We start from the raw sequence: 24024 nt of genomic DNA, 5'->3' as shown, positions 1-24024 counted from the left end.
GAATTTCTTCATCCCTTTTTTAAATATTAAGAAAACTTAAAGTTCTAGTGATCTTCTTCTGACATCATAATTGATCCAGCTATATAAACGTAAGTTAAAATAGCGAATACGAATGCTTGTAAAACTCCAAATGCTGTTAACATAAAGAATCCAGATAAAGGTACAATCCATGGTGTTAACATTAATAATACCATTAAGAACATATCATCACCTCTAATTGCACCAAAAAGTCTGAATGACAGAGATACGATTCTAGAAATGTGAGAAATAATTTCAATAGGGAACATTAATGGAGCTAAAATTGGCATTGGACCCATAAAATGTTTAAAATAGTTTATAAAACCATTTTCTTTAATACCTAAGTAATTATAGTAAACAAATACTATAAGAGCTAAAGATAAAGTAAAGTTTATATTAGCTGTTGGTGATTCAAAACCTGGAATAACACCAATTAAGTTAGAACAAACAATTACTAACGCTAAAGATGCAATTAAAGGCATGTATCTTCTAGCATTTTTTTCACCCATTGTATCAGCACCTACAGATATAACACCACCAATGAATGTTTCCATAACATTTTGGCTACCAGTTGGAACTAATTGTAATCTTTTTGTAGCTGATCGTGCTATTAAAAATATTATACCTACCACTAGGACAAAGTGTGATAAGATAATCCATTCTTGACCGTGACCACCAATAGATCCCAAGAATGTAAATAGTCTTCCTTCCATTTTCTTCCTTTTTTTTGTTTCTCAATACTAAATTATCTCTGCATTATATGATTTGTTTTCTAAAAACTATATAAAGATTATAAATTAATTTAAATTTGTTTGAATCTGTATGCGTTTTGTTTCAAATTTTCTCTAATTAGTTTTTGATGTTCTTCGCCTTTTGTTTCAACCGCAATTGTTACATGTGCTTCTCCAAACTCTAATTTAACGGAGTTTCTATCATAATCTATTTGTACAATATTTGCATCACTTTGTTTTAGTACTTCAGTTAATCTCATAAGAGCACCTGCTTTGTCCATTAAAGTAACAATTAGATTCATTTTTCTATATGATTTTACTAAACCTTTGTCAATAATTAAAGAAAGCATTGTAACATCAATATTTCCACCACAAACAATTGAACAAACTTTTTGATTTTCTATTTCTACTTTTTTATGCATAATAGCAGCAGTTGCGACAGCACCTGCTCCTTCTACTACTAATTTGTGTTTTTCTAGTAAAAATAAAATGGCATTTGCTATTTCATTATCAGATACTTCAACAACTTCATCAACATGTTCTAAAATAATTTCTAAAAGTTTTGGAGTTACATCTCTTACAGCAATTCCATCTGCAATTGTTTTAACTGATGCTGAATCAATTGGCATTTTTGATTCAAAAGATTCTTTCATTCCTCTAGCACCACTTGCAACTACACCTGTGATTTTTATATTTGGATTTATTTCTTTTGCTGCGATTGCAATTCCTGAAATTAATCCTCCCCCACCAATTGGTACAACAATATGTTCAATATCATCTATTTTTTCTAGAATTTCTAAAGCAATTGTTCCTTGCCCAGCAATAACAGCATCATCTGCAAAAGGATGAATAAACTCTTTATTGTTTTCTTCAGAAAATTTTATTGCAGTTGCATAGGCTTCATCAAAATTTTCACCAACTAAAACAACATTTGCACCATAAGATTTTACACCACTTACTTTTGTAAGAGGAGTTGATTCTGGCATAAAAATTGTAGCTTCACAATCAAAATGTTTTGCAGCATATGCTAAACCTTGAGCGTGATTACCAGCACTTGCAGCTACTACACCGTTTTTTCTTACCTTATCTTCCATACATGCAAGTTTATTAAAAGCACCTCTTATTTTAAAACTACCTGTAAGTTGTAAATTGTCTTCTTTTAAATAAATTTGTGCATTTAAGTCACTACTTAAAATTGGAGCTTTAACTAATGGAGTATTTAAAACAGTGCCTGCTAATCTTTTTTTCGCTTCTTTAATATTGTTTAATGTAATCATTTCTTCTTTTCTCATTTTATATAATTCCTTGATATTATCTAAAAATATGTTTTATCATAATTAATTATGATAAAACATATTTTTACTAGAGTCTAAAGACTCTAGTAAGTTTTTTCTTTTATTATTTGTACGGCTTTAACCATATTTCTTAAACTTTGTTTTACTTCAGGCCAATTTCTTGTTTTTAATCCACAATCTGGATTTATCCATAATTGCTCTTTTGGTAAAACTTCAACTAAGGCTTCAATTTGTTTAACCATTTCTTCAATACTTGGAACTCTTGGTGAATGAATATCATAAATTCCTGGTCCTATTTCTTGCTTGTAAGCTACTTCTTTAAATATCTTTAAAAGTTTATTTCCACTTCTTGCTGTTTCTATTGAAATCACATCAGCATCCATAGCTTCAATTGTTTTAATAATGTCATTAAATTGACTATAACACATATGTGTATGAATTTGAGTATTACTTTTTGCGCAAGAAATACTTAGTTTAAAGTTATCAACAGCCCACTTTTCATATTCAGCAATATTTTCTTTTCTTAAAGGATAACCTTCTTTAAAAGCTGCTTCATCAACTTGAATCATTTTTATTTCTGCATTTTGTAAGTCATCAACTTCTTTACAAATTCCTAAGGCTATTTGTTTTGCTACTTCACTTCTTGGCATATCATCTCTTACAAAAGACCAGTTTAAAATAGTAACTGGACCTGTTAACATTCCTTTTACTGTTTTTGATGTTTTACTTTGAGCATATTTAGTCCAATTTACAGTCATTGGATTTTCTCTGTTTACATCTCCATAAATTAATGGTGGTTTCACACATCTACTTCCATATGATTGAACCCAAGCATTTTTAGTAAAAGCAAAACCATCTAACATCTCACCAAAATATTCAACCATATCATTTCTTTCAGGTTCTCCATGAACTAGTACATCAAGTCCAATTTCTTCTTGAAATGAAATACAATCATCAATATATTTTTTTATCTCTTTTTCATATTCTTCTTTGCTAATTAAAGAGGCTTTATAATTCTTTCTATTTTCTCTAATTTCTTTTGTTTGAGGAAAAGATCCAATTGTAGTAGTTGCTAGATAATCGTACTTGAAATAATCTCTTTGCGCTTTAATTCTATCTTCAAATTTATCTGCTCTTTGTAATACTTTCAGATTTTTTAACTCTTCTTGAATTTTGTTATTATGAATTTTTGTAGATGTTTTTCTTTTATTATTATCTTCAATATTTTTTTGTATTGCAGACTTTTCTTCTAAACTTAAATCTAAATTGAAAAATTGCTTTGAAAGAAGTGATAATTCATTTAATTTTTCGCAAGCAAAAGCTAACCAAGATTTAATCTGCTCATCCAATTTTTCTTCATAATTTAAAGTAAAAGGTACATGTAATAGTGATGAAGATGTAGAAATTATAATATTTTCTTTTTTTATTACTTTTGCTATTTCTTCTAAAAGTGATTTTTTCTCTTCAAAGTTACTTTTCCAAATATTTCGTCCATCAATTACACCTGCTATTAATACTTTATTTGAATCTTTGATTAAATTTAAGCAATTAAGATTTTTTCTTCCATAAATAAAATCTAAACCAAGAGCCCAAATAGGAGTGTTAACAAAATTTTTTGTTGCTTCATTAGAGTGTTCAAAATAAGTAGAAACAACAAGTTTAATATTTTTTGCAATACTTGTTAATTGATCATAAGTAGGTTTTATTAGAGAAAGTATTTTTGAGTCTAAATCTTTTACAAATAAAGGCTCATCAAATTGAACAACAATTTCTTCATCTAAATTTGATATTTCTAATAATAGTTCTTTATAAATTTCTACAACTTTATTTATATGAGAAAATGTATCACTATTATCAATACTTTTACTAAGACCTAAATATGTAATAGGTCCAATTAAATTGATTTTAGTTTTAATACCTAATTCTTTAGCTTCTTTGTATTCATTTATAACTTTTTTACTATTTAATTTAAATGTAGTTTCTTTTGAAATTTCTGGAACTATATAATGGTAATTTGTATTAAACCATTTTGTCATTTCCATTGCAAGAGCTTTGTCATTTCCTCTAGCCATTGAAAAGTATTGTTCTTCGTCTTTTAGCTTCTCAAATCTTTTTGGAATTGCTCCTAATAAAATTGTAGTATCAAGCATATTGTCATAATATGAAAAATCATTTGATGAAATAAAATCTATTTTTGCTTTTTTCTGATAATTCCAGTGTCTTTTTTTTAATTGTTCTGCTACATATTTAACTTCTTCAAAGCCTATTTGCTTTGACCAATATTTTTCTAAAACTTTTTTAAGTTCTCTTTTTTCTCCAATACGAGGAAATCCTAATACGTAATTCTTTTGCATAACTAATCCTTTTGTTATTAATAATTTATTTTTATATGATTTTGTTTTAATTTTTGAATAAATTATGCAAAAGGAGGGTGTACTCCTGTTCTTCTAAAGGCAAAAAAAGCATTGTAAAATGGACATCGAGGAATAAATTTAAATAGAGTTATAGCTAAAGCAGTTCTTTTTTTAAAGATACATTCACAATGACATGGCTTCTTATTTTGAATAAGACATAAAGTTAAGTTTTCAATGAGATTTGGAGGTGCATCTTCATCTTCATCGTTTTCGTTAGAAATTAAAAGTTTATTATTGATATGGTTTTTTGTAGACGTTAGGACACTATGTAATTGTGTAGCTAATGAATATGCTTGTATAGAACTTAGTGTAAAATACTTTTTGCCAAAACCTCTTAGTAGTTTCAAATAATAACCTTAATAAATTTTTCGTGCAGTTTAAATTAATAATGCTTAATTACAAATAAAAATAAATATGGTATTATTCCAATAAAAAAGGTAGAGTATTAGTTTGAAATTTACATTTGTGACACTTTTCCCAAACTTAATTGAACCATATTTTCAAGATTCTATTTTAAAACGAGCAGTTGATTCAAATTTTATATCTTATGAGTTTTATAATCCAAGAGATTTCACAAATAATAAGCATTTGAAAGTTGATAAACAAATGGTAGGTGGAGGAGCAGGAATGCTTATGACTTGCCAACCTTTGTTTGATTGCTTAGATAAAATAAAAGAAGAAAATGAAGATGCTTATATTATTTTTCCTTTAGCTGCTGCAAAAACATTTAAACAAAATGATGCAAAGCGTTTGGCAAAGAAAAAAAACATAGTATTTGTAAGTGGAAGATATGAAGGAATTGATGAAAGAGTAATAGAAAAATATGCAAATGAGGTATTTTCTATAGGAGAATTTGTTTTAACAGGTGGAGAATTACCATCTTTAACAATGAGTGATGCAATTTCTAGAAATGTTGATGGTGTTCTTGGGAATGCCCAATCTTTAGATGTTGAGAGTTATGAAAATCAACTTTTAGAAGCTCCATCTTTTGCTAAACCTGAAATTTTCCAAAATTTAAGTGTCGTTAAAGAATTCTTAAAGGGAAATCATAGTAAAATTTCCGACTTAAAAAACCAGATGTCAATTTGTAAGACAAAATACTATAGACCTAATAAGGAAAAACGATGAAAAACAGATATATTGCTAGTTTCGAAACTGCACAAATAGAGTCAAAAGAAATCCCTCAATTTAGAGCAGGAGATACTGTAAGACTTGGTATTGAGATTAAAGAAGGTGAAAAAAAGAGAGTTCAGACTTACGAAGGTATCGTAATTGCTAGACATGGTGAAGGTGTTTCTGCAACATTTAACGTAAGAAAAATTGGTGCTAACTCTGTTGGTGTTGAAAGAATTTTCCCATTATATTCTGATTCAATCAAATCTTTTGAAGTATTAAGAAGAGGTAGAGTAAGAAGAGCTAAATTACATTACTTAAGAGGATTAAGAGGAAAAGCTGCAAGAATTAAAGAATTAAAAAGATAGTAAAACTTTAGAGCCTAAGGCTCTTAGTTATTAATATGTCAAAAATATTAATTCATACTACTTCTTTAATAGAAGCACAACCTATAGTTGATTTTTTTAATTTAGAAAAATTAACTAATCCTATTGAAAATACAATTTATTCTAATGATGATTTAATACTTATCGTTTCTGGTGTAAGTAAAGAAAAAATACTAGAATCTTTAAATTATATTTTTGAAAACTATCAAATTTCTAAAGCATTTGATTTAAGTATTGCATCATGCAGTGATGGATCAATTGCTTTAGGAACACTTTTTTGTACTAATAGATTTATCAATGGACTTAATTTTGCAAATGTTACAACAGTTGAAAAACCACTTGAAACAGATGAGCATTTAGAAACATTACTTGTTGATAAACAAGCAGAATTTTTTAGAGAAACTTGCAAAGACAATATTCAAGACTTTTATATATTAAAAATTGTTTCAGATTATTTTGATGAGACAGAACCTAATGAAAAGCAAATATTCCAACTTATAAATGATTCAATTTTGAAATGGAAAAACTTAATTAAATAAAGGTATTTTATGCTTCATGATATGGTTAACTTTGTTGTAGATACAGTTGGTAGTTTAGGCTATATTGGTATTTTTATCATGATGTTTTTAGAAAGTTCATTTTTTCCTTTCCCTTCTGAGGTTGTTATGATTCCAGCAGGATACTTAGCATATAAAGGTGAAATGAATATTTATATTGCAATTTTTTCTGGTATTGCTGGTTCTCTAACTGGTGCACTTTTTAACTATTTCTTAGCTGTAAAATTTGGGAGAAAATTTCTAGTTAAATATGGAAAATATTTCTTTATTAAAGAAGAAACAATTACAAAAATGGAAGAGTTCTTCAAATCACATGGACATATTTCTACTTTCTCAGGTCGTTTAATTCCTGCAGTACGTCAATATATATCATTTCCAGCAGGACTTGCTAGAATGAATTTATTAATTTTTTCTATTTATACAACTTTAGGTGCTGCTATTTGGGTTGTTATTCTTACATTACTTGGATATTATTTAGGTGATAATGAAGCACTTATAAAAGAGTATTTAAGATATATTATTGCAGGTATTTTAGTCTTACTAGCTGTGATTGGATTTTTATATTATAGAAAAATTAAAAAAACTAAAGATATTTAATTGCAAAGTCAAGCTTATAAATATGCATTAATTGCAGTATTTTGCTGGTCTACAGTTGCAACTGCTTTTAAAATTGCATTAAATTATCTAAGCCCTACAGAATTAGTATTGTATGCATCTTTAATGTCTACGCTAATTTTATTTATTATTGTAATTTATCAAAAAAAACTACCTGATGTAAAAACACATGTTAAATCAAATTTTAAACTGGTGTTTATATTAGGATGTATAAATCCTTTTTTATATTATCTAATACTATTTAAAGCTTACGATTTATTACCTGCTCAAGAAGCTCAATCTATTAATTATACTTGGGCTTTAATGTTAGCTTTTCTTTCTGTATTTTTTTTAAAACAAAAACTTACAATAAATGATATTATTGCAGGTATTTTATGTTACTTTGGTGTTTTAATAATTGCAACAAAAGGTGAGCCTTTTTCTTTAAGCTTTTCAAATCTTGAGGGTGTGTTTTTTGCATTATTATCTACAATTATTTGGGCTATGTATTGGATTATAAATACTAAAATAAAAGTAGAACCAATAGTTGGACTATTTTCAAACTTTGTGATTGCAGCACCTATTGTTGTAATTTATTTCTTTTTAACTCAACCCCTAGTTCTACCAGATATCAAAGGTTTACTAGCTGCTTCTTATGTAGGCTTTTTTGAAATGGGAATTACCTTTTTATTTTGGTTAAAAGCAATGCAAATAGCAACTTCAACATCAAAAATTGCAAATTTAATTTTTATTTCACCTTTTGTTTCTTTAGTATTTATTTATTTTATAGTTGGAGAAAAGATTTTGGTATCTACTGTTATTGGTTTAACTACAATAATAATTGGTCTTGTAATGCAACAATTAAAAACATCTAAATAAATATAAAATCTTCACAAAATTACATATAAATAGCATTAAAATAGCATTTTAATGTAATTATTAATATTCGTTACTTTCTATACAACTAAGCCTAAAATTTTAAGTTTCATATAAGTTTTTATTCGAAATAATGACTATACAAAAATTAGTAGTACTAAAAGTACTACTAATTTATCTTTATGAAAAGTTGTTAAAAATGGCAAAACAAAAGAATAAAAGTACTGTAATTCAAAAAGTAATTAACAATCATATAAAAAGTAATAAGAAAGAGATTTCTCAACTTACTATTAAGATTGATAAAAAACTTGATATTGCACTTATAACTTTGAGTAAGTCATTGAATATATCTAAAAACAAACTAATTGAAGATATACTTTTTGAAAGTGGTATTATTCAAGAAGTTGATGAAAATTATCATGGAGAAGAATAGTGAATAGTTTTCCAAGTCAAGAAAAAATTGTAGATGCAGTTATAAAAGGAATTACAACTGCAAAAACTAATTATACTAACTGGACTGCAGATGAACTTTTTTTATCTTATGGACCACCTAAATTTTTAACAATCCATGTATCTCAAGAAATAGCTAAATTAGAAAATCCCCCTGAAATATTTATAGATGCAACAATAGCTGATATTCTTAGATGTTCACTACCTAAAAGAGATGCTTTTAAATCTTATATGAAAGAAAATAATATTGCACAAGATGTAATCTGTTTAACTCTTGATGAAAGATTTGAGCATAAAAGTGACAATGACTCTATTTCAAGAGTTATTATGAGTATTAGAAATGGGGTTAGAAATGCACAGAATGAATATAAAGCAGATATTGAGAAAATGTGTAAAATACTTCAAAGAGAAAATGCTGATGAATCTACATTAGATTATGGTTTATTCTCTTTTTATTTAGATATTTCAAATACAGCAAGAAAGAAGAGTAAAAAAAGATTAGAAGAAATTATTGAAGCTTTTGATGAAATAGTATCTTCACATAAAAATTTGAAATCAAGCTTTAAAGGAGGCGATATTAATAAAATTGACAATATTGGCGAATGGTGTGTGGGTTGTTATATTATTGAACCTACTGTATAAGAAAATTAAAATCAAATAAACATAAGGAAAATAAAATGAAAATATTTAACAAAATTTCAATGGCAATAGCTACAGTTGCTGTTGCAGGATTAATGACAAGTGCAAGTGCTGATAAATTAGATGATATCATCAAGAAGAACCAACTTAACTGTGGTGTTGTATTAGATTTCCCACCAATGGGTTATTTTGATAAAGATAATAAACCAGCAGGTTTTGATGTTGATTATTGTAATGATTTAGCAAAAGCTTTAGGTGTAAAATCAAATGTACTTAACTTAACATGGGCTGATAGAATTCCATCATTAGTATCTGGTAAAACTGATGTTGTAATTGGATCTACTTCTGATACTTTAGAGCGAGCAAAATCAGCAGGTTTTACTACTCCATATTTTGTATTTAAATTCCAAGTTATTTCTAAAAAAGGTACAGCTATTAACTCTTTTGATGATTTAAAAAATGTAAAAGTTGGTGCTGCAATTGGTACAACTTATGAAACTGAATATTTAAATTACGCAAAAGAAAAAGGTTGGGGAAAAAGCAACTATACATCATTCAAATCTGAAAATGATGCTTACTTAGGATTATACCAAGGTAAAGTAGATGCAATTATTTCAACAAACACTAATATTGCAACTAAACTTCAAACAAAAGAGTTTAAAGATTATGTAGCAGGTCCATTTGTACCTAATTATGATGATGTAGTTGGAATTATTACAAAAAGATCTGAAGTAGCATTTATTAACTACTTAAATCTATTCCTAGTTCACCAAATCAGAGATGGTAAATTAGAAGCTGCACACAAAAAACATTTTGGTGCATCAGCACCTGAGAGCTTAATTCAGTCTTTAAGAGACAATAAATAGAGTTTTGCATAGAGGTCTTTTTAAGACCTCGTTGGAAAATTTCAAATAAGGAGAAATAATGGATTACGAATTTCATTGGAATGTGGTTATTAATGCATGGCCACAACTATTAGATGGTGCTTTTGTTACATTACATGTATCAGTATTATCTATGTTAGTTGGTATTGTCATTGCAGTATTTCTAGCATTAGGAAAAATGTCTGAATATAAACTATTTTCATATTTTTCAAATACATGGATAGAAATAGCAAGAAATACGCCAGCATTATTCCAAATTTACATGGCATATTTTGGTCTAGGAGCTTTTGGAATTCACTTAAGTCCTTATTTTGCTGTATTTACTGCCTTAGTATTTATTAATGCAGGTTATTTAGCAGAGACTTTTAGAGGTGGTTTTCAGTCAATTCCAAAAACTCAATACAGTGCATCTAAATCCTTAGGCATGAATCAATTTCAAGTATATAGATATGTAATTTTACCTCAAATGTTTAGAAAAATTCATCATCCAATGACTAATCAGTTTGTATGGTCTATATTAATGAGTTCACTTGGTATTTTAGTTGGTATGAGTGAATTAGCAGGTGAGACACAAAGATTACAATCTTTATCTTTTAGAACATTAGAGTTTTTTATAGCAGCTGCAATTATTTATTACATAATTACTAAGCTTGTTTTATTTGTTGCAAACTTAGTTTCTAAAAAATTATTTAAAGGAGATATATAATGTCATTATTTACTCCCTTATCTTGGAATGATGCAGGTTTCATTCTTGAAGGTTTATTAAATACTATTTATATCTCAATTGTTGCAATTGTAATAGGAAGTATTTTAGGTCTAATTGTTGGTTTTTTAAGAGCTGAAAGCGGAAAAATTGGAAATATGCTTATAGGTGCATTTTTAGATATCTTAAGATCAGTTCCTTTAATTATTCAACTAGTATTATTTACTACATTTATGGGTGTGATGGGCTATCCTCTTAATCCTTTTATAGCAGGTTCAATAGTTCTTTCTTTATATACAATGGCTTTTATGACAGAAGTATTTAGAGCTGGATTTGAAAGTGTTCATAAATCTATGAGAACAGCTGCAAGATCTTTAGGTATGACTTATTGGCAAACTGTAAGATATGTAAGAACTCCAATTGGATTAAGAGCAGTGCTTCCTTCTTGGATTGGTGTTGCACTTTCTGTTATTAAAGATTCAGCATTAGTTTCAGTAATTGGTTATATGGAATTACTTAGAACATCTGAACAACTTATTTCAAGGACTCAACAACCCTTAGAAATACTTATTGGTGTTGGAATATTTTATTTTATTATTTCATACCCACTATCATTATATGGTAAAAGATTAGAAAGGAAAATGGCATTATGATTCAAATTAAAGGTGTACACAAATCGTTTGGAGATTTAGAAGTTTTAAAAGGTATTGACTTAGATGTTAATAAAGGTGAAGTTGTTAGTGTAATTGGTGGTAGTGGTAGTGGTAAGTCAACACTTTTATATTGTATTAATGCGATTGAAAAAATTCAACAAGGTAAAATTATTGTTGATGATGTTGATGTTCATGCTAAAGAAACAAATCAAGATATGTTAAGACAAAAGCTAGGAATGGTTTTCCAACAATGGAACTCTTTTCCTCATTTAACTGTTCTTGAAAATGCAGCCTTAGCTCCTCAAGTTGTTTTAAAACAAAGTAAAGAAGAAGCAATGGAAATTGCGAAAAAAGAACTAATTCATGTAGGTCTTGGTGATAAGTTTGATATGTATCCAACTAGAATGTCTGGAGGTCAGCAACAAAGATTAGCAATTGCAAGAGCACTAGCAATGAAACCTGAATACATGCTTTTTGATGAGGTTACTTCTGCACTTGATCCCGAATTAGTTGGGGAAGTACTTGATACATTAAGACTTTTAAGAGATGATGGAATGACAATGATTACAGTAACTCATGAAATTGCATTTGCAAGAGAAGTATCTGATAAAGTTGCGTTTTTTCATCAAGGTGTTATTGAAGAAATGGGAACTCCTGATGAAGTTATTGGGAATCCTAAAAAAGAGAGAACACAACAATTCTTAAGTAAAGTTTTACACTAATATGAGACATAAAAGAAGATGTAAATCAAAAGTACAGGACCTTCATAAAGGCCAGAGTAATCCTTATTAATAATAAAAGAAGAAAATAAAGTAGTAAGAGGGTCATACTTGGCGGTAACTCCCCTCTAGAACACATTTAAAAGTGTGCGTTCTAAACTACTTAAAATTTATTTAAAAAGTAATAAAATTTAAGGACTAAAGATGAAGAAAGAACAAGAACTTATAGATTCAGCAGTAAAACAAGCTGAAAAATGGCAAAATAGAGCAACTCAATTAGTTAGTGATTGGGATAGAGAATTCTATGTAAAAATGAATAAAATGCTAGAACAACCAAAAGATAAAGCACTTTTAATAGAATTGATGGATCAATGCTTTCGAGCCCAATCAAATGCAAGAATCGCAGATCAAATATGTTTTTTACTTGAAAAACATGGAATGGCACATTTTTTTACGACAAAAGATAAAACACTATTATATTTATTTCAAAATATAGGTAAATATTTACCAAATATTTCTGTTCCATTATTTGTAAATCAAATTAGAGAAGATACTAAAACTGTTGTAATTAAAGGTGAAGAAGAAATCTTTAATACACATTTAGAAAAAAGAAAAGAAGAAGGTACTAGAGTTAATATTAACCTTATTGGTGAAGTGGTTCTTGGTGAGCAAGAAGCACAAGAGCGAATGGAAAAATATATAAAAGCATTAGAAAATCCAAATGTTGATTATATTTCTATTAAAATTTCTACAATTTTCTCTCAAATTAATCCTTTAAATTTTGATAATGTTGTAGAAATATTAGTTGAAAAACTTACAAAAATATATGAAGCAGCACAAAAAAATCAGTATGTCACAAAAGCAGGGGAGAAAAGAGATAAATTTATAAATCTTGATATGGAAGAGTATAGAGATTTAGCAATTACTGTTGAAGTATTCAAAAAAACTTTAGAAAAACCACAGTTTAAAAACCTTTATGCTGGAATTGTATTACAAGCTTATTTACCAGATTCATTCCTTTGGCAACAAGATTTAAGTGCTTGGGCAAAACAAAGAGTGCAAAATGGCGGAAGCCCTATCAAGTTTAGACTTGTTAAGGGTGCAAATATGGAAATGGAAGAAACGGAAGCATCTCAAAAACATTGGGAAATGGTTACTTACGTAGACAAAGCTGATACAGACTCAAACTACAAAAGAATGGTAAGATATGCATTAAATGCTGATAACGCTCCTTTTATGCATATAGGAACTGCTTCTCACAACTTATTTGAGTTAGCATTTGCTACAGTTATGGCAGAAGAAAATGGTACAAGTAAATTTCATACTTTAGAGATGTTAGAAGGTATGAGTGAATCTGCAAGATTAGCTATTAAAGAAATTTCTAAAGAAGTAATTTTATATGCACCAACTGCATCTAAAGAGCAGTTTACAAATGCAATTGCATATTTAGTACGACGTCTAGATGAAAATACAGGTCCTAATAACTTTATTAGATACTCATTTGGATTAACAGTAGGAAGTAAAGATTGGAAAATGCAAGAGAATCTTTTTAGAGAATCTTTCGAAGTTGAAAAAACATCTTTTGTAGGTTCTAAAAGAGTTCAAAATAGATTAGAAGAGAAATGGGATGATTTCTCAAAATCATCTTTTGATACAAACTCTTACCATGCTGAAGCTGACACTGACTTTATTTTAGAAAAAAACCACCAATGGGCTGCTAATATTGTAAAAAAATGGAAGCATTCAAAAGATACAGAACATCTAATTGCTCCTGTTGTTGTAGGTGGTGAGGATTTAATAGGTGAGAGAAAAATATATGATGCTATTGATAAATCACAATTAGAAGATGGTGTATTAGCTGGAAGATTTGCACTTGCTACAAAAGAAGATATTCAAAAAGCAGTTGAAGTAGCAAAAAAAGACAAAGATGGTTGGAGAGATTTATCTCATGCCCAAAGACATTATATATTAAAAGATGCAGCTATTAAATTTAGAGAAAGACGTGATGATTTAATTGGAGTTGCATCTGCTGAAGTTGGGAAAGTATTTACTGAAACTGATGTAGAAGTATCTGAAGCAATTGATTTTATTGAGTTTTATTCACATGCAGTGAGACATTTTGAAGCTTATGAAAACTTGGAGATTAAGGGTAAAGGTGTTGGTGTTGTCGTACCTCCTTGGAACTTCCCTATTGCAATTCCAGTTGGTGGTGTTGCAGCTTCTTTAGCTTCTGGAAATACAGTAATTATAAAACCAGCTTCAGTTGCAGCTTTATGTGCTTATGAAATGTGTAAGTGTTTTTGGGATGCTGGAGTTTCAAAAAATACTTTACAATTCCTTCCTTGTCCTGGAGCACTTGCAGGTGAGCATTTAATACCTAATAAAGATATTGACTTCTTAATCTTAACAGGTGGAGAAGATACAGCTAGCACTATGATGAAAACTAGAAATGATTTATTCTTAAGTGCAGAAACTGGTGGAAAAGATGCAACTATTGTTACAAATATGGCAGATAGAGAACAAGCTGTTAAAAATGTATGTCAAAGTGCTTTTGGAAATTCAGGTCAAAAGTGTTCAGCTACTTCATTACTTATTTTAGAAGATGAGGTTTATAAAGATGAAGGATTTAAGAAAGCCTTGATAGATACTGCAAGTTCTATGAATGTAGGTTCTATTTGGGATATGAAAAATAGAATTGGAACACTAGCAAATAAAGTAAGTGGTAACCTTGAACAAGCTATTAATTCTCTTGAAGGTAATGAGTCTTGGGCAATTGAACCTTCATATGTAGATGGTAACCCTTATATGTTAAAACCTGCTATTAAATGGGGAGTTGAAGAGGGTAGTTTTATTCATATGAATGAATTGTTTGGTCCAGTACTTGCAGTAATGAGAGCTAGTGATTTAGAGCATGCAGTAAAAATAGTAAATGCAACAGGTTATGGTTTAACTTCAGGAATTGAATCTTTAGATGAAAGAGAAGTTACATATTGGAAAGAAAATCTAAAAGCTGGTAACCTTTATGTAAATAGAGGAACTACAGGTGCAATAGTTCTTAGACAACCTTTTGGTGGAATGGGAAAATCAGCAATTGGTGCTGGTAGAAAAGCAGGTTTCTATAATTATATAACTCAATTTATTGATGTAAAAGAAACAAAGAATCCAAAAAGTTCAAAGGTATATAATACAGAATTATCAGCATTTATCGATAATTGTGTAAAAACTCATAATAATCAAGAAGATTTCAAAAAATTAGCTATTGCATTACAATCATATTATTCTAATTTTGATTCTGAATTTTCAAAAGAAAAAGATTATGCAAAAGTTCGTGGTGAAGATAACCACTTTAGATATTTACCATTAGACAATGTACTAATTAGAGTATCTTCTGATGATACAATTTTTGAAGCAGTTTCAAGAATTTTAGCAGCAAAAGTTTCTGGTGTTAGATTTAAAGTTTCTATTCATGATAATAAATTAGTTGAATCTTTCTTACAAACTTCTAAAGAGTTATTTGGTCCAAGAAATGGTTTAGTTTATCAAACAGAAGAACAAATGATTAAAACAATGGATAAATTTGATAGAGTGATTTATTCAGATATTGCAAAAGTATCAGATATTGTATTTAAAAAATCAGCCCAAACTTTAACTTTTATAGTTAGACAAAAACCAATGATGGAAGGTAGATTAGAACTTCTTAACTACTTCATTGAACAATCAATCTCTCACTCTTTCCATAGATATGGAAATATTGGTGCAAGAGAATTATCATAAAATATTAATAAGAGAGTTTTAAACTCTCTTATTAAACTACAGGCCTATTTAACCTCATATAATATAAAGAAGTAAGTGCTAAACCAAAAGTAATAGCACCTAAGATTGATAAGGCTTTTAATGCATTTTCAATAAATATTGTAATTAATTCAGGTGTTACTCCATGTGAATTCATGTCTACTAAAGAAATCATTGCTGTAAAGGCAAAGGTTCCTGGAATCATTGGAATAATTGAAGCAACTGAATAAACAGGTCTTGGTATAAAAAACTTTTTTGACCATTTTAGAGTAATAATTCCAATACAAGCAGCTGCTATAAATGTTGATAACTCAATAGACAATCCCATTTGCATTGAAATATTTCTAATAATATATGTAATAGCACCACCTAGAGCACAAAATTTTAGAGTAGATTTTGGAACATTAAAAAGCATTGCAAAACCTGCAGAAGCTACACTTGCAAAAACAGATTTTAATAAGATATTTAAAATAATTGCAATCATATTACCAACCCTTTATATTTAAAACAGACATTGCTAAAACAATGCCCATTGATGAAGCAACTGTAAGAAGTGAAGCTTGAAGCCATCTTCCCCAACCCATACTCAAATAACCTTTAAAGGCATCCAAAAATGAATTTATAAAAGGAACACCAGGAACAAGTAATAAAACACTTGAAGCTAAAACAACATTAGGCGTTTTACTTGGATAATAAAGCATAATAATACTTCCAATAACTGTTGCTATAAAAGCAGTAATACCAAAAGTTATTATCATCATAAATCTCTTTTTATTTAAGACTTGCCTAATATACATAGCAATACTAGCAACTATAAATGTAATAAAAAATGAATTTACATCACCCTCTTGTAAAATAGCAAATGAAGCGCATGCAAACCCAACCATAAAAACAATTAACCATTTATTATAAAGGTTTGGTTTTATGTGTTTAATAGTTGTATTTACAAATTCAGATGGATGTTTATATTTTTCTACTTCAATTACCATTCTTTGTACATCACAAACTATAGACATATTAATAGGTTTATGATGAACACTTCTTGTTGTTGTAACTGATTGGTTATTATGTAAAGTTGTTAATACAATAGCAGCAGGTATTAATGACATTTGTACGGAAGTAACCCCAAGAGCAGCACCTAGTCTTTGAGCTGTTTGTTCTATTAGAATACTTTCTGCTCCAAATTCTAACATTAGTACTGCAGATTTTATGATTGCACGCGTGATTTTTGTTTGTTCTTCGTAGCTTATTTCTTGCATTTTCTTCGTTTATATTTAATTTTTGTAATTATATCAAAATTGTATGTTAATGTTATGATAAATTGATTATTTAATAAATTGTATAAATTCTTTTTTAAATAAATAGTATATTTTATTAAATTATGTCAAAATATAAAAGTTATTTATTGCTTAAGAGGAGATCTTTATGAATGAAAATTTTTATACTAATTTAGAATCAATAGCAAATATTAATGATATTTTAGATGAAAATAAATATCAAGATATTCCAAATACTTGGTCAATTATTGTAACTGATATTAGAAATTCAACAAATGCTATAAAAGAAGGTATGTATAAAAATATTAATTTAATTGGTGCTATGTCAATTATTGGAATATTAAATATTAATAAAAAACTTGATTTACCCTTTGTATTCGGTGGAGATGGCTCATTTGTTTTAATTCCTAATAGTATGATTGCACAAGTACAACAAGCCTTACTTCATATGCAAAGACGTTCAAAAGAAGTGTATTTACTAGATTTAAGAATTGGAATAATTCCAATTACTGATATTTATAAAGAACAAAAAGAGATAAAAATTACAAAGTTACAGCTAAAAGATGATTCTTTTCAAGCAATCATAAAAGGTGGTGGATTAGAATTAGCAGATGAGCTTGTAAAAAACTCTCATAAATATATTATTAATAAAAAAATAGATGAAAGTTTTAATTTAGATTTAGAAGGCTTAGAGTGTAGATGGAAACAAATAAAATCACCTAAAGATAAAACCTTATCTATTATTTTAAAATGTAAAAATGATGCTTATTATAAAGACGTCCTAAATAAATTTGAAGAAATATTAGGAAATAAAAAAAATAGATGTCCTTTGAGTTTAAGTAATTTGAGATTATCATTTGATAGTAAAGAGCTTGAATGTGAAGCAAAACTATTTTCAAGTGATAAAAAAGAAACAAAATCTAATATTTTTAAATTTAAATGTATTAATCTTATAGGTTTAGTTTTTATGAAATTTAACTTAGGTAAATGGGGAACATATAAAGATAGAATAAGTGCAACAATTGACTCAGAAAAGTTTGATGACTTATTAAGAATGGTTGTTGCTTCAACAAATATACAAACGAATAATTTAAATGAATATTTAGAACAAGAGTATAAAAAAGGTAATTTGGTTTATGGTGTTCATGAATCTAGTTCAGCATTAATGACTTGTTTAATTTTTCAAAGACATGGACGTCATATTCATTTTATTGACTCTTCTGATGGTGGATATGCACTTGCTTCTAAAGCATATAAAAATAGAATTGAAAAAGAATAGTAAGATTTAATTAGCTATAATCTTTTTAATTTACAAAGGCTTTAAGTGAAAGAATTAACAAACTATTTTATGAATAAAGATATTATATTCAAACAAATTAATCAAATTACTCCAAAAGAAATTGGTTCAAGAAAAAAACTAGAAATCTATCATGCAACATCTGTTAAAAAAGAATTTTACTCAATTTTTATTATAGATGCAAAAAGCAGGTTTTTACGTAAAAATGCAGATGATTTAATGGCTTTAAATGATACCTTATCAAAACATCTAGACCATAATTTTAAGAAAAAAGTATTACTAATATCAAGCCCACTTTGTTCAAAAGCTAAAGCATATTTAAAAGAGAATAAGTGGAGTGTTTATATTGATTTTATGTGATATTGGAAATACAACTTTTGATTTTTTAATAAAAAATAAACACAAAAAATATAGTGTAAAAGATGAAATTCCTTTTTTTAAAAAGGATATTTATTTTGTATCTGTGAATAAAGAAGCTACAAAAAAACTTTTGAAAACAAATCCTCATGCAAAAGATATAAGTGAAATTTTACAATTTAAAACAAAATATGTAGGATTAGGAATAGATAGAGCTCTTGCTTGTGTATTTTCTAAAGATGCAATTATTGTTGATGCAGGTTCTGCAATTACCGTTGATATTATGAAAAAAGCTAAGCATAAAGGTGGTTTTATATTACCTGGATTTAGAGCGTTTATTAAAACTTACCCGAAAATTTCTAAAAAATTAAAATTTGATTTTGAAAAAGAAATAAATTTAGATAAAATACCGCTTCGCACGATTGATGCCATACAATATGCTATGATGAAATCAATCATTTTACCCATCAAAGAAGTTTCTAAAAATAAGAATATTATATTTACAGGTGGAGATGGAAAGTTGCTAAGCACTTATTTTGAGAATAGTGTATATAAAAAAGATTTAATATTTGAAAATATGAAAAGGATTATTGATGCTAACAATTGCATTGCCTAAGGGAAGAATTGCTAAAGAGACATTAGCAAAATTTGAAGCTGCTTTTGATGAAAAGTTTGTTTTTGAAGATAGAAAATTAATACTAGAAAAAGCTGGATTTAGATTTTTAAATGTAAGAAACCAAGATGTTCCTACATATGTGATGCATGGTGCTGCTGATTTAGGTGTTGTTGGACTTGACGTATTAGAAGAAAAAGAGTACGACTTAATAAAATTACTTGATTTAGAATTAGGACGTTGTAAAGTTGCTTTTGGATTACGAAAAGGCGAAAAGCTTGATATGACAAAAAGTAAAATTACAGTTGCTACAAAACATGAAGTAATTGCAAAAAAATACTTTGAAGAAAAAGCAATGGCTGTTGAGATTATCAAACTTTATGGTTCTATTGAATTAGCACCTTTAGTAAATCTTTCTGATTGTATTGTAGATATTGTTGAAACTGGTGAAACTATGAAGCAAAATGGACTTGAAGTTGGTCCTACAATTATGGAAAGTAGCGCACATTTAATTGCAAATAAAAATTCTTATTATGCAAAGAAAGATTTAATTTTGGATTTAAAAGAAAAGATAGAAGCTCAACTTTAATGGGTTTAGAATTATATTCAAGGATTGAACCTTATTTAGATTTTGAAGATGAGGTTTATACTCTTCACAGACAATTTATGGAGTTCGTTATGGTTAATGAGCTTGATAATATTATTGATATTGGTTGTGGTCAAGGCTACTTTTTAGATAATCTTCAAATAAACAAAAAAACTGCTTTTGGAGTTGATTTAAGTGTTGAACAAATAAAAGTTTGTAAAGCTAAAAACTTAAATGCAAAAGTTATTCCTTTAGGTGAAGTTGAAGAAAGATTTGATTGTGCAAGTGCTATTTTTGATGTATTAAATTACATTCCAAGCGAAGACTTAGAGCAGTTTATTCAAGAAACAAATCTTGTTTTAAATCAAGGCGGATATTTTGTATTTGATGTAAACTCGCACTTTGGATTTGAATATATTGCACAAGGTTGTATTACAATAGATTTAGAAGATAAATTTATTGGTATTGATGCAGTTTTTGAAAATGAAAAACTTCAAACAGATTTAACACTTTTTGAAAAAAATAAAGATAACTTATATACAAAGACAAGTGACTCAATAATACAGCAATACCACTCAAAAGAGTTTTTAACAAAATTGTTAAAAAAATGCAATTTCGAAATTCAAGAGATAAAAGAGTTTAATTTACATAGTGATGAAGACGCTGATAAATTAATCTTTATATGCAAAAAAACTAATTAACACAAAACTATTTATAATTTTGTGTTAAATAAAAAGGCACAAAATTATGACTTATCCAGATTTTTATAATAAAATTGAAACAATCAAAGTACAAGATGAATTATCATCATTTTTAGGAACATTTGAAGATGGAATTTATGAAATTTCATATTTAGATATTGTAAAAGGTGCAGGGCATTCTTGTCCTACCGTTTTAGGCGCTTATCTTATGAATTTAGAAGCTTTAAAAGCTTTATATTCTAATGAACCTGCAAAAAGGGGTGAAGTTGAAGTTTCATTTTCACAACGACAAAGTGAAGCAGTTGCAGGTGTTATTGGGAATGTTGCTATGAATATTACAGGTGCTTGTACAAATAACGGTTTTAAAGGAATTGCAGGTAAATATGACCGTAATTATCTTTTAAAATTTGAGCAAGATATAAGTGATGCAAGTGCAAGATTTACAAGAGTAGATACAAAACAAAGTGTTGATGTGTTTTATGATCCAAGTTCGATACAATTCGCACCTTCTATGCAAGCTTTGATGCAAAAATGTGTTCAAGGAAATGCAGATGAAGCTGAAAAGTTAGAGTTTGGAAAACTTTGGCAGGAAAGAGTTGAGAATATTTCTAAAAATATCTCTAATGTTATAACAGTAAAAGAAGTTTAATCCTTCTTATAAAGAATATAAAAGAGAAAATCTCTTTTATATTAATCCTACTACATCTCTTAAAATTCTCATTTTTTCTTGTGCAATTTTAGATGCTTTTTGGGCTCCATAAGCAAGTATTTCATGTACTTCTTTTGGATTTGCTAAAAGATGTTCTCTTTTTTCTTGATAAGGTGCAAAATATTCAGTCATACTATCTAATAAAGCTAGTTTAAAATGTCCATAACCTTCACCCGGAGTTGCATATCTTGTTTGTAATTCTTTTAATTCATCTTCATTCATAAATAATTCAGATAATTTATAGATATTACAATTTTCCCATTCTTTTGCTTCATCAAGCTCTTTAGAATCTGTTACTATTCCCATAACTTGTTTCTTGATTTTCTTTTTTGTGTTAAACATATCAATTGTATTTCCATAAGACTTAGACATTTTAGCACCATCAGTCCCAGGAACAGTTGCTAGTACTTCATCTACTTTTGATTGTGGTAATACAAATAAATCTTGCTTATAAGTATGATTAATTGAAGTTGCAATATCTCTTGCAATTTCAACGTGTTGTATTTGGTCTTTTCCAACTGGAACTACTTCTGAGTCAAATAATAAAATATCAGCTGCCATTAATACAGGATATGAGAATAAACCATGATTTGCTTGAATTCCTCTTGCTGTTTTATCTTTATAAGAGTGAGCACGTTCTAATAATCCCATCGAAGTATGATTTGAAAGTAACCAGTATAACTCTAAAACTTCTTTTACATGGTGTTGTACCCAAAAAGTTGCTTTTTCTGGATCCATTCCTAATGCTAAAAAGTTTACAGCCGCTTCAAATGTATTTTGCTCTAGAACTGCTTTGTCTTTTACAGATGTTAATGCATGATAAGATGCAATAAAAGCAAAAAGTTCTCCTTGGTTTTGTGATTCAATAATTCTTTTAATTGCACCAAAGTAGTTTCCTATGTGCAATGTTCCAGATGGTTGAATACCAGATAAAATTCTCAAAGTATTTTCCTTATATTTTTTTGTAATTATATCTAAAAGACCTAAAATTAATTATTTACAATTCTTAGGTTTATTTTTGAGATAATAAGTTCTATATGCATTATTAAATCATAGTATTCACCCATATAAGATAGTGGAACTTTAGTTTCTAATTTTATCTCTTTTTTTAAGGCTTCAATTTCACATAGTTTTTCTTCTAATTCTTCTTTTGTAGCTTTTCTTTCAAGTGATAAATCTATATTCTGAACTTCATCATACCATCTATATATTTTTGAACGAATACTCCATCTATAAAGAGGAAACCCACCTTTTAAAAGTGGTATTAAAAGTGTAATTAAAGGAATCAAAAGTATTTTTAATCTATCAAGGTTTGAAGCAATCCAATATGGAAATATTTTTTCTAACCATGTGTCTCCATAGTTATGATATCTTTGTGCTTCTTCATTTAAAGGTATTGTAATATTATGTGCATTTGGGAATTGATTTTCTTTTTGGAATAAACCTTTTTTATTATGAACTTCTTTAATACTTTTTAAAACAAGTCTTGTTAATTCTTCAGAAAAATCACTTCTTATAACTAGTGAAGCCGTTGTTGATAATAAACTTATATCTTCAGATGGAAGATTTTTATATAAATCTAGCGTTCCTTCATATAGTTTTAGTGATTCTAAGAATGTATATTTTCTGCTATAGGCTTTTGCTCTTTTAAAACTAAATAAACTTATACTTGGATCTTCTAATAACTCCTTAATAATCTCAGAATCAGGTGAAATAACAACAAACATTGCATCTATTTCTCCCTTTAAAAGTTTATCTTTTGCATCTTTTGTTGAATAATTTAAAAGTTCTGAGTTAGTGGTATTTATTTTATTATCATTTAATATTTTTGAAGCTAAATCAAAAGTACCACTTCCTTTTTCTCCCAGTGATATTTTTTTTGAGATTAGTTGGATAATATAATCCATCTCATAGCCTTCATTTTTATAAAAAATCCATAAAGGTTCATAATAAGTTGAAGCTATAGCTTCTATATTTGTATCTTTTTTATCGTAATCAATTCCATTTTGAATAAAAGCCATATCTGCTTTTTTATTCTCTAAAAGTTCAAGATTATTTACAGATCCATTTGATGTAAGAATATTAACTTTTACTTTTTGTTTTTCTAATATTTTTTTATACTGTAAAGCTGTTTTATAATATTGTCCATTTAAAGACCCCGTTGCAATAGTAAACTCTTTTTTTGGACTTGGTTGTATAAACTGTGAAGTTATATAAAATGATGCAATAATAAGTAGTAAAATAGGTATGGAAACAGTTAGAAGTTTATTTTTCATTTGAAATCTTTTTTGCTTATATCTTATACAAAACTTTATAAAAATCATATAATAGCTTGCTAAAAGATAATTAAAATATCTTTATGATACAATTCGCAAAAAATTAAGGAATTATTATAATGGCAACAGTAAAAATAGAAAGAGCATGTGGATGCGTTAAAAATTCAGATTTAGAAATGGAAACTCAATGTGCAAATGTTGATGAAGCATTAGAAAAAGCAAATGAAATGGTAATGACTATGAATGAAGACTTCTGTCATAAGCATAGATTTAAAACTGCTTATGAAGATGGACAAGTTTTAATTAAAATGGAAATGAACGGATAATACTTTTTTTCATCTAATCTCTTTGTAGCAATTTTTAGATATAATTCACAAAAATACA

The 24024-nt window shown here is 28.1% G+C and carries 27 protein-coding genes; 19 read left to right on the top strand and 8 right to left on the bottom strand.

Features of this window, described 5'->3' with window-relative positions:
• Positions 1–44: 44 nt before the first annotated feature.
• The 4 genes from D3Z07_RS07940 to D3Z07_RS07925 form a co-directional block, all read right to left on the bottom strand.
• A complete protein-coding gene (locus D3Z07_RS07940) occupies positions 45–731 on the bottom strand; it encodes a F0F1 ATP synthase subunit A (RefSeq protein ID WP_076083738.1) in 687 nt (228 codons plus the stop codon).
• 89 nt (positions 732–820) lie between these two features.
• Positions 821–2026, bottom strand: a complete 1206-nt coding sequence (ilvA, locus tag D3Z07_RS07935) for a threonine ammonia-lyase (protein WP_076089160.1) — start codon at positions 2024–2026, stop codon at positions 821–823.
• Between the two features lie 101 nt (positions 2027–2127).
• Positions 2128–4398: a 5-methyltetrahydropteroyltriglutamate--homocysteine S-methyltransferase gene (gene metE, locus D3Z07_RS07930; RefSeq protein ID WP_076083741.1), complete on the bottom strand. Its 2271-nt coding sequence runs from the start codon at positions 4396–4398 to the stop codon at positions 2128–2130.
• 62 nt (positions 4399–4460) lie between these two features.
• Entirely contained in the window at positions 4461–4805 is a 345-nt protein-coding gene (locus D3Z07_RS07925; protein ID WP_076083744.1) for a hypothetical protein, read from the bottom strand.
• A 103-nt stretch (positions 4806–4908) separates the two neighbouring features.
• Here D3Z07_RS07925 and trmD point away from each other — a divergent pair, with 103 nt between their 5' ends.
• The 12 genes from trmD (at position 4909) to D3Z07_RS07865 (ending at position 15806) form a co-directional block, all read left to right on the top strand.
• Entirely contained in the window at positions 4909–5586 is a 678-nt protein-coding gene (gene trmD, locus D3Z07_RS07920; RefSeq protein WP_076083747.1) for a tRNA (guanosine(37)-N1)-methyltransferase TrmD, read from the top strand.
• Positions 5583–5939 (top strand): 50S ribosomal protein L19, encoded by a 357-nt coding sequence (rplS, locus tag D3Z07_RS07915; protein WP_076083750.1) that lies wholly within the window; start codon positions 5583–5585, stop codon positions 5937–5939. The genes trmD and rplS overlap by 4 nt, the downstream gene beginning before the upstream one ends.
• 35 nt (positions 5940–5974) lie before the next feature.
• Positions 5975–6496 (top strand): hypothetical protein, encoded by a 522-nt coding sequence (locus D3Z07_RS07910; protein ID WP_122893553.1) that lies wholly within the window; start codon positions 5975–5977, stop codon positions 6494–6496.
• Between the two features lie 9 nt (positions 6497–6505).
• Entirely contained in the window at positions 6506–7111 is a 606-nt protein-coding gene (locus D3Z07_RS13905; protein WP_122893552.1) for a DedA family protein, read from the top strand.
• Complete coding sequence (locus D3Z07_RS13900) at positions 7112–7987, top strand: DMT family transporter (RefSeq protein WP_122893551.1); 876 nt, start codon at positions 7112–7114, stop codon at positions 7985–7987.
• A 130-nt stretch (positions 7988–8117) separates the two neighbouring features.
• Positions 8118–8417: a hypothetical protein gene (locus D3Z07_RS07895; RefSeq protein WP_228200533.1), complete on the top strand. Its 300-nt coding sequence runs from the start codon at positions 8118–8120 to the stop codon at positions 8415–8417.
• Positions 8417–9076 carry a hypothetical protein gene (locus D3Z07_RS07890; RefSeq protein WP_122893549.1) on the top strand — a complete coding sequence of 220 codons (660 nt, stop codon included), beginning with the start codon at positions 8417–8419 and terminating at the stop codon, positions 9074–9076. Before D3Z07_RS07895 ends, D3Z07_RS07890 begins: the two co-directional genes overlap by 1 nt.
• Positions 9077–9111: 35 nt before the next feature.
• Positions 9112–9939: a transporter substrate-binding domain-containing protein gene (locus D3Z07_RS07885; RefSeq protein WP_206423275.1), complete on the top strand. Its 828-nt coding sequence runs from the start codon at positions 9112–9114 to the stop codon at positions 9937–9939.
• Positions 9940–9997: 58 nt separating this feature from the next.
• Positions 9998–10663 (top strand): amino acid ABC transporter permease, encoded by a 666-nt coding sequence (locus D3Z07_RS07880; protein WP_122893548.1) that lies wholly within the window; start codon positions 9998–10000, stop codon positions 10661–10663.
• Complete coding sequence (locus D3Z07_RS07875) at positions 10663–11313, top strand: amino acid ABC transporter permease (RefSeq protein WP_206423274.1); 651 nt, start codon at positions 10663–10665, stop codon at positions 11311–11313. Before D3Z07_RS07880 ends, D3Z07_RS07875 begins: the two co-directional genes overlap by 1 nt.
• Positions 11310–12035, top strand: coding sequence for an amino acid ABC transporter ATP-binding protein (locus D3Z07_RS07870; RefSeq protein ID WP_122893546.1), 726 nt, complete (start codon positions 11310–11312; stop codon positions 12033–12035). The genes D3Z07_RS07875 and D3Z07_RS07870 overlap by 4 nt, the downstream gene beginning before the upstream one ends.
• A 201-nt stretch (positions 12036–12236) precedes the next feature.
• The gene (locus D3Z07_RS07865; protein WP_122893545.1) at positions 12237–15806 is read left to right on the top strand and encodes a proline dehydrogenase family protein; all 3570 of its coding nucleotides are present in this window, start codon (positions 12237–12239) and stop codon (positions 15804–15806) included.
• 31 nt (positions 15807–15837) lie between these two features.
• On the opposite strand, the gene D3Z07_RS07860 is transcribed toward D3Z07_RS07865, so the two are convergent.
• Positions 15838–16308, bottom strand: a complete 471-nt coding sequence (locus tag D3Z07_RS07860) for a threonine/serine exporter family protein (RefSeq protein WP_122893544.1) — start codon at positions 16306–16308, stop codon at positions 15838–15840.
• A gap of 1 nt (position 16309) precedes the next feature.
• Positions 16310–17083, bottom strand: coding sequence for a threonine/serine exporter family protein (locus D3Z07_RS07855; protein ID WP_122893543.1), 774 nt, complete (start codon positions 17081–17083; stop codon positions 16310–16312).
• A 166-nt stretch (positions 17084–17249) separates the two neighbouring features.
• On the opposite strand from D3Z07_RS07855, the gene D3Z07_RS07850 reads away from it, so the two are divergent.
• From D3Z07_RS07850 to D3Z07_RS07825, 6 genes are read left to right on the top strand one after another with little or no spacing between them, the layout of a single operon-like run.
• Positions 17250–18380, top strand: coding sequence for a DUF3095 family protein (locus D3Z07_RS07850; RefSeq protein WP_122893542.1), 1131 nt, complete (start codon positions 17250–17252; stop codon positions 18378–18380).
• A 45-nt stretch (positions 18381–18425) separates the two neighbouring features.
• Positions 18426–18758 carry a hypothetical protein gene (locus D3Z07_RS07845; RefSeq protein WP_122893541.1) on the top strand — a complete coding sequence of 111 codons (333 nt, stop codon included), beginning with the start codon at positions 18426–18428 and terminating at the stop codon, positions 18756–18758.
• The gene (locus D3Z07_RS07840) at positions 18736–19371 is read left to right on the top strand and encodes a type III pantothenate kinase (RefSeq protein ID WP_228200532.1); all 636 of its coding nucleotides are present in this window, start codon (positions 18736–18738) and stop codon (positions 19369–19371) included. The genes D3Z07_RS07845 and D3Z07_RS07840 overlap by 23 nt, the downstream gene beginning before the upstream one ends.
• Complete coding sequence (gene hisG / locus D3Z07_RS07835) at positions 19349–19957, top strand: ATP phosphoribosyltransferase (protein WP_122893539.1); 609 nt, start codon at positions 19349–19351, stop codon at positions 19955–19957. The genes D3Z07_RS07840 and hisG overlap by 23 nt, the downstream gene beginning before the upstream one ends.
• Entirely contained in the window at positions 19957–20655 is a 699-nt protein-coding gene (locus D3Z07_RS07830; protein ID WP_122893538.1) for a class I SAM-dependent DNA methyltransferase, read from the top strand. Before hisG ends, D3Z07_RS07830 begins: the two co-directional genes overlap by 1 nt.
• Before the next feature lie 46 nt (positions 20656–20701).
• Positions 20702–21304 carry an FmdE family protein gene (locus tag D3Z07_RS07825; protein ID WP_122893537.1) on the top strand — a complete coding sequence of 201 codons (603 nt, stop codon included), beginning with the start codon at positions 20702–20704 and terminating at the stop codon, positions 21302–21304.
• Between the two features lie 36 nt (positions 21305–21340).
• Here D3Z07_RS07825 and trpS read toward each other — a convergent pair whose 3' ends face one another.
• On the bottom strand, positions 21341–22306 hold the full coding sequence (gene trpS, locus D3Z07_RS07820; protein WP_122893536.1) for a tryptophan--tRNA ligase: 966 nt from the start codon (positions 22304–22306) through the stop codon (positions 21341–21343).
• A 47-nt stretch (positions 22307–22353) separates the two neighbouring features.
• Positions 22354–23640: a TAXI family TRAP transporter solute-binding subunit gene (locus D3Z07_RS07815; RefSeq protein ID WP_164707214.1), complete on the bottom strand. Its 1287-nt coding sequence runs from the start codon at positions 23638–23640 to the stop codon at positions 22354–22356.
• Positions 23641–23759: 119 nt separating this feature from the next.
• Here D3Z07_RS07815 and D3Z07_RS07810 point away from each other — a divergent pair, with 119 nt between their 5' ends.
• The gene (locus D3Z07_RS07810) at positions 23760–23966 is read left to right on the top strand and encodes a hypothetical protein (protein WP_122893534.1); all 207 of its coding nucleotides are present in this window, start codon (positions 23760–23762) and stop codon (positions 23964–23966) included.
• Positions 23967–24024: the final 58 nt, after the last annotated feature.

The sequence above is a fragment of the Arcobacter peruensis genome (assembly GCF_003711085.1).
Classification (GTDB): domain Bacteria; phylum Campylobacterota; class Campylobacteria; order Campylobacterales; family Arcobacteraceae; genus Poseidonibacter; species Poseidonibacter parvus.
The sequence above is the reverse complement of the archived record's forward strand: the minus strand, read 5'-3'. Positions and strand labels throughout refer to the sequence as shown.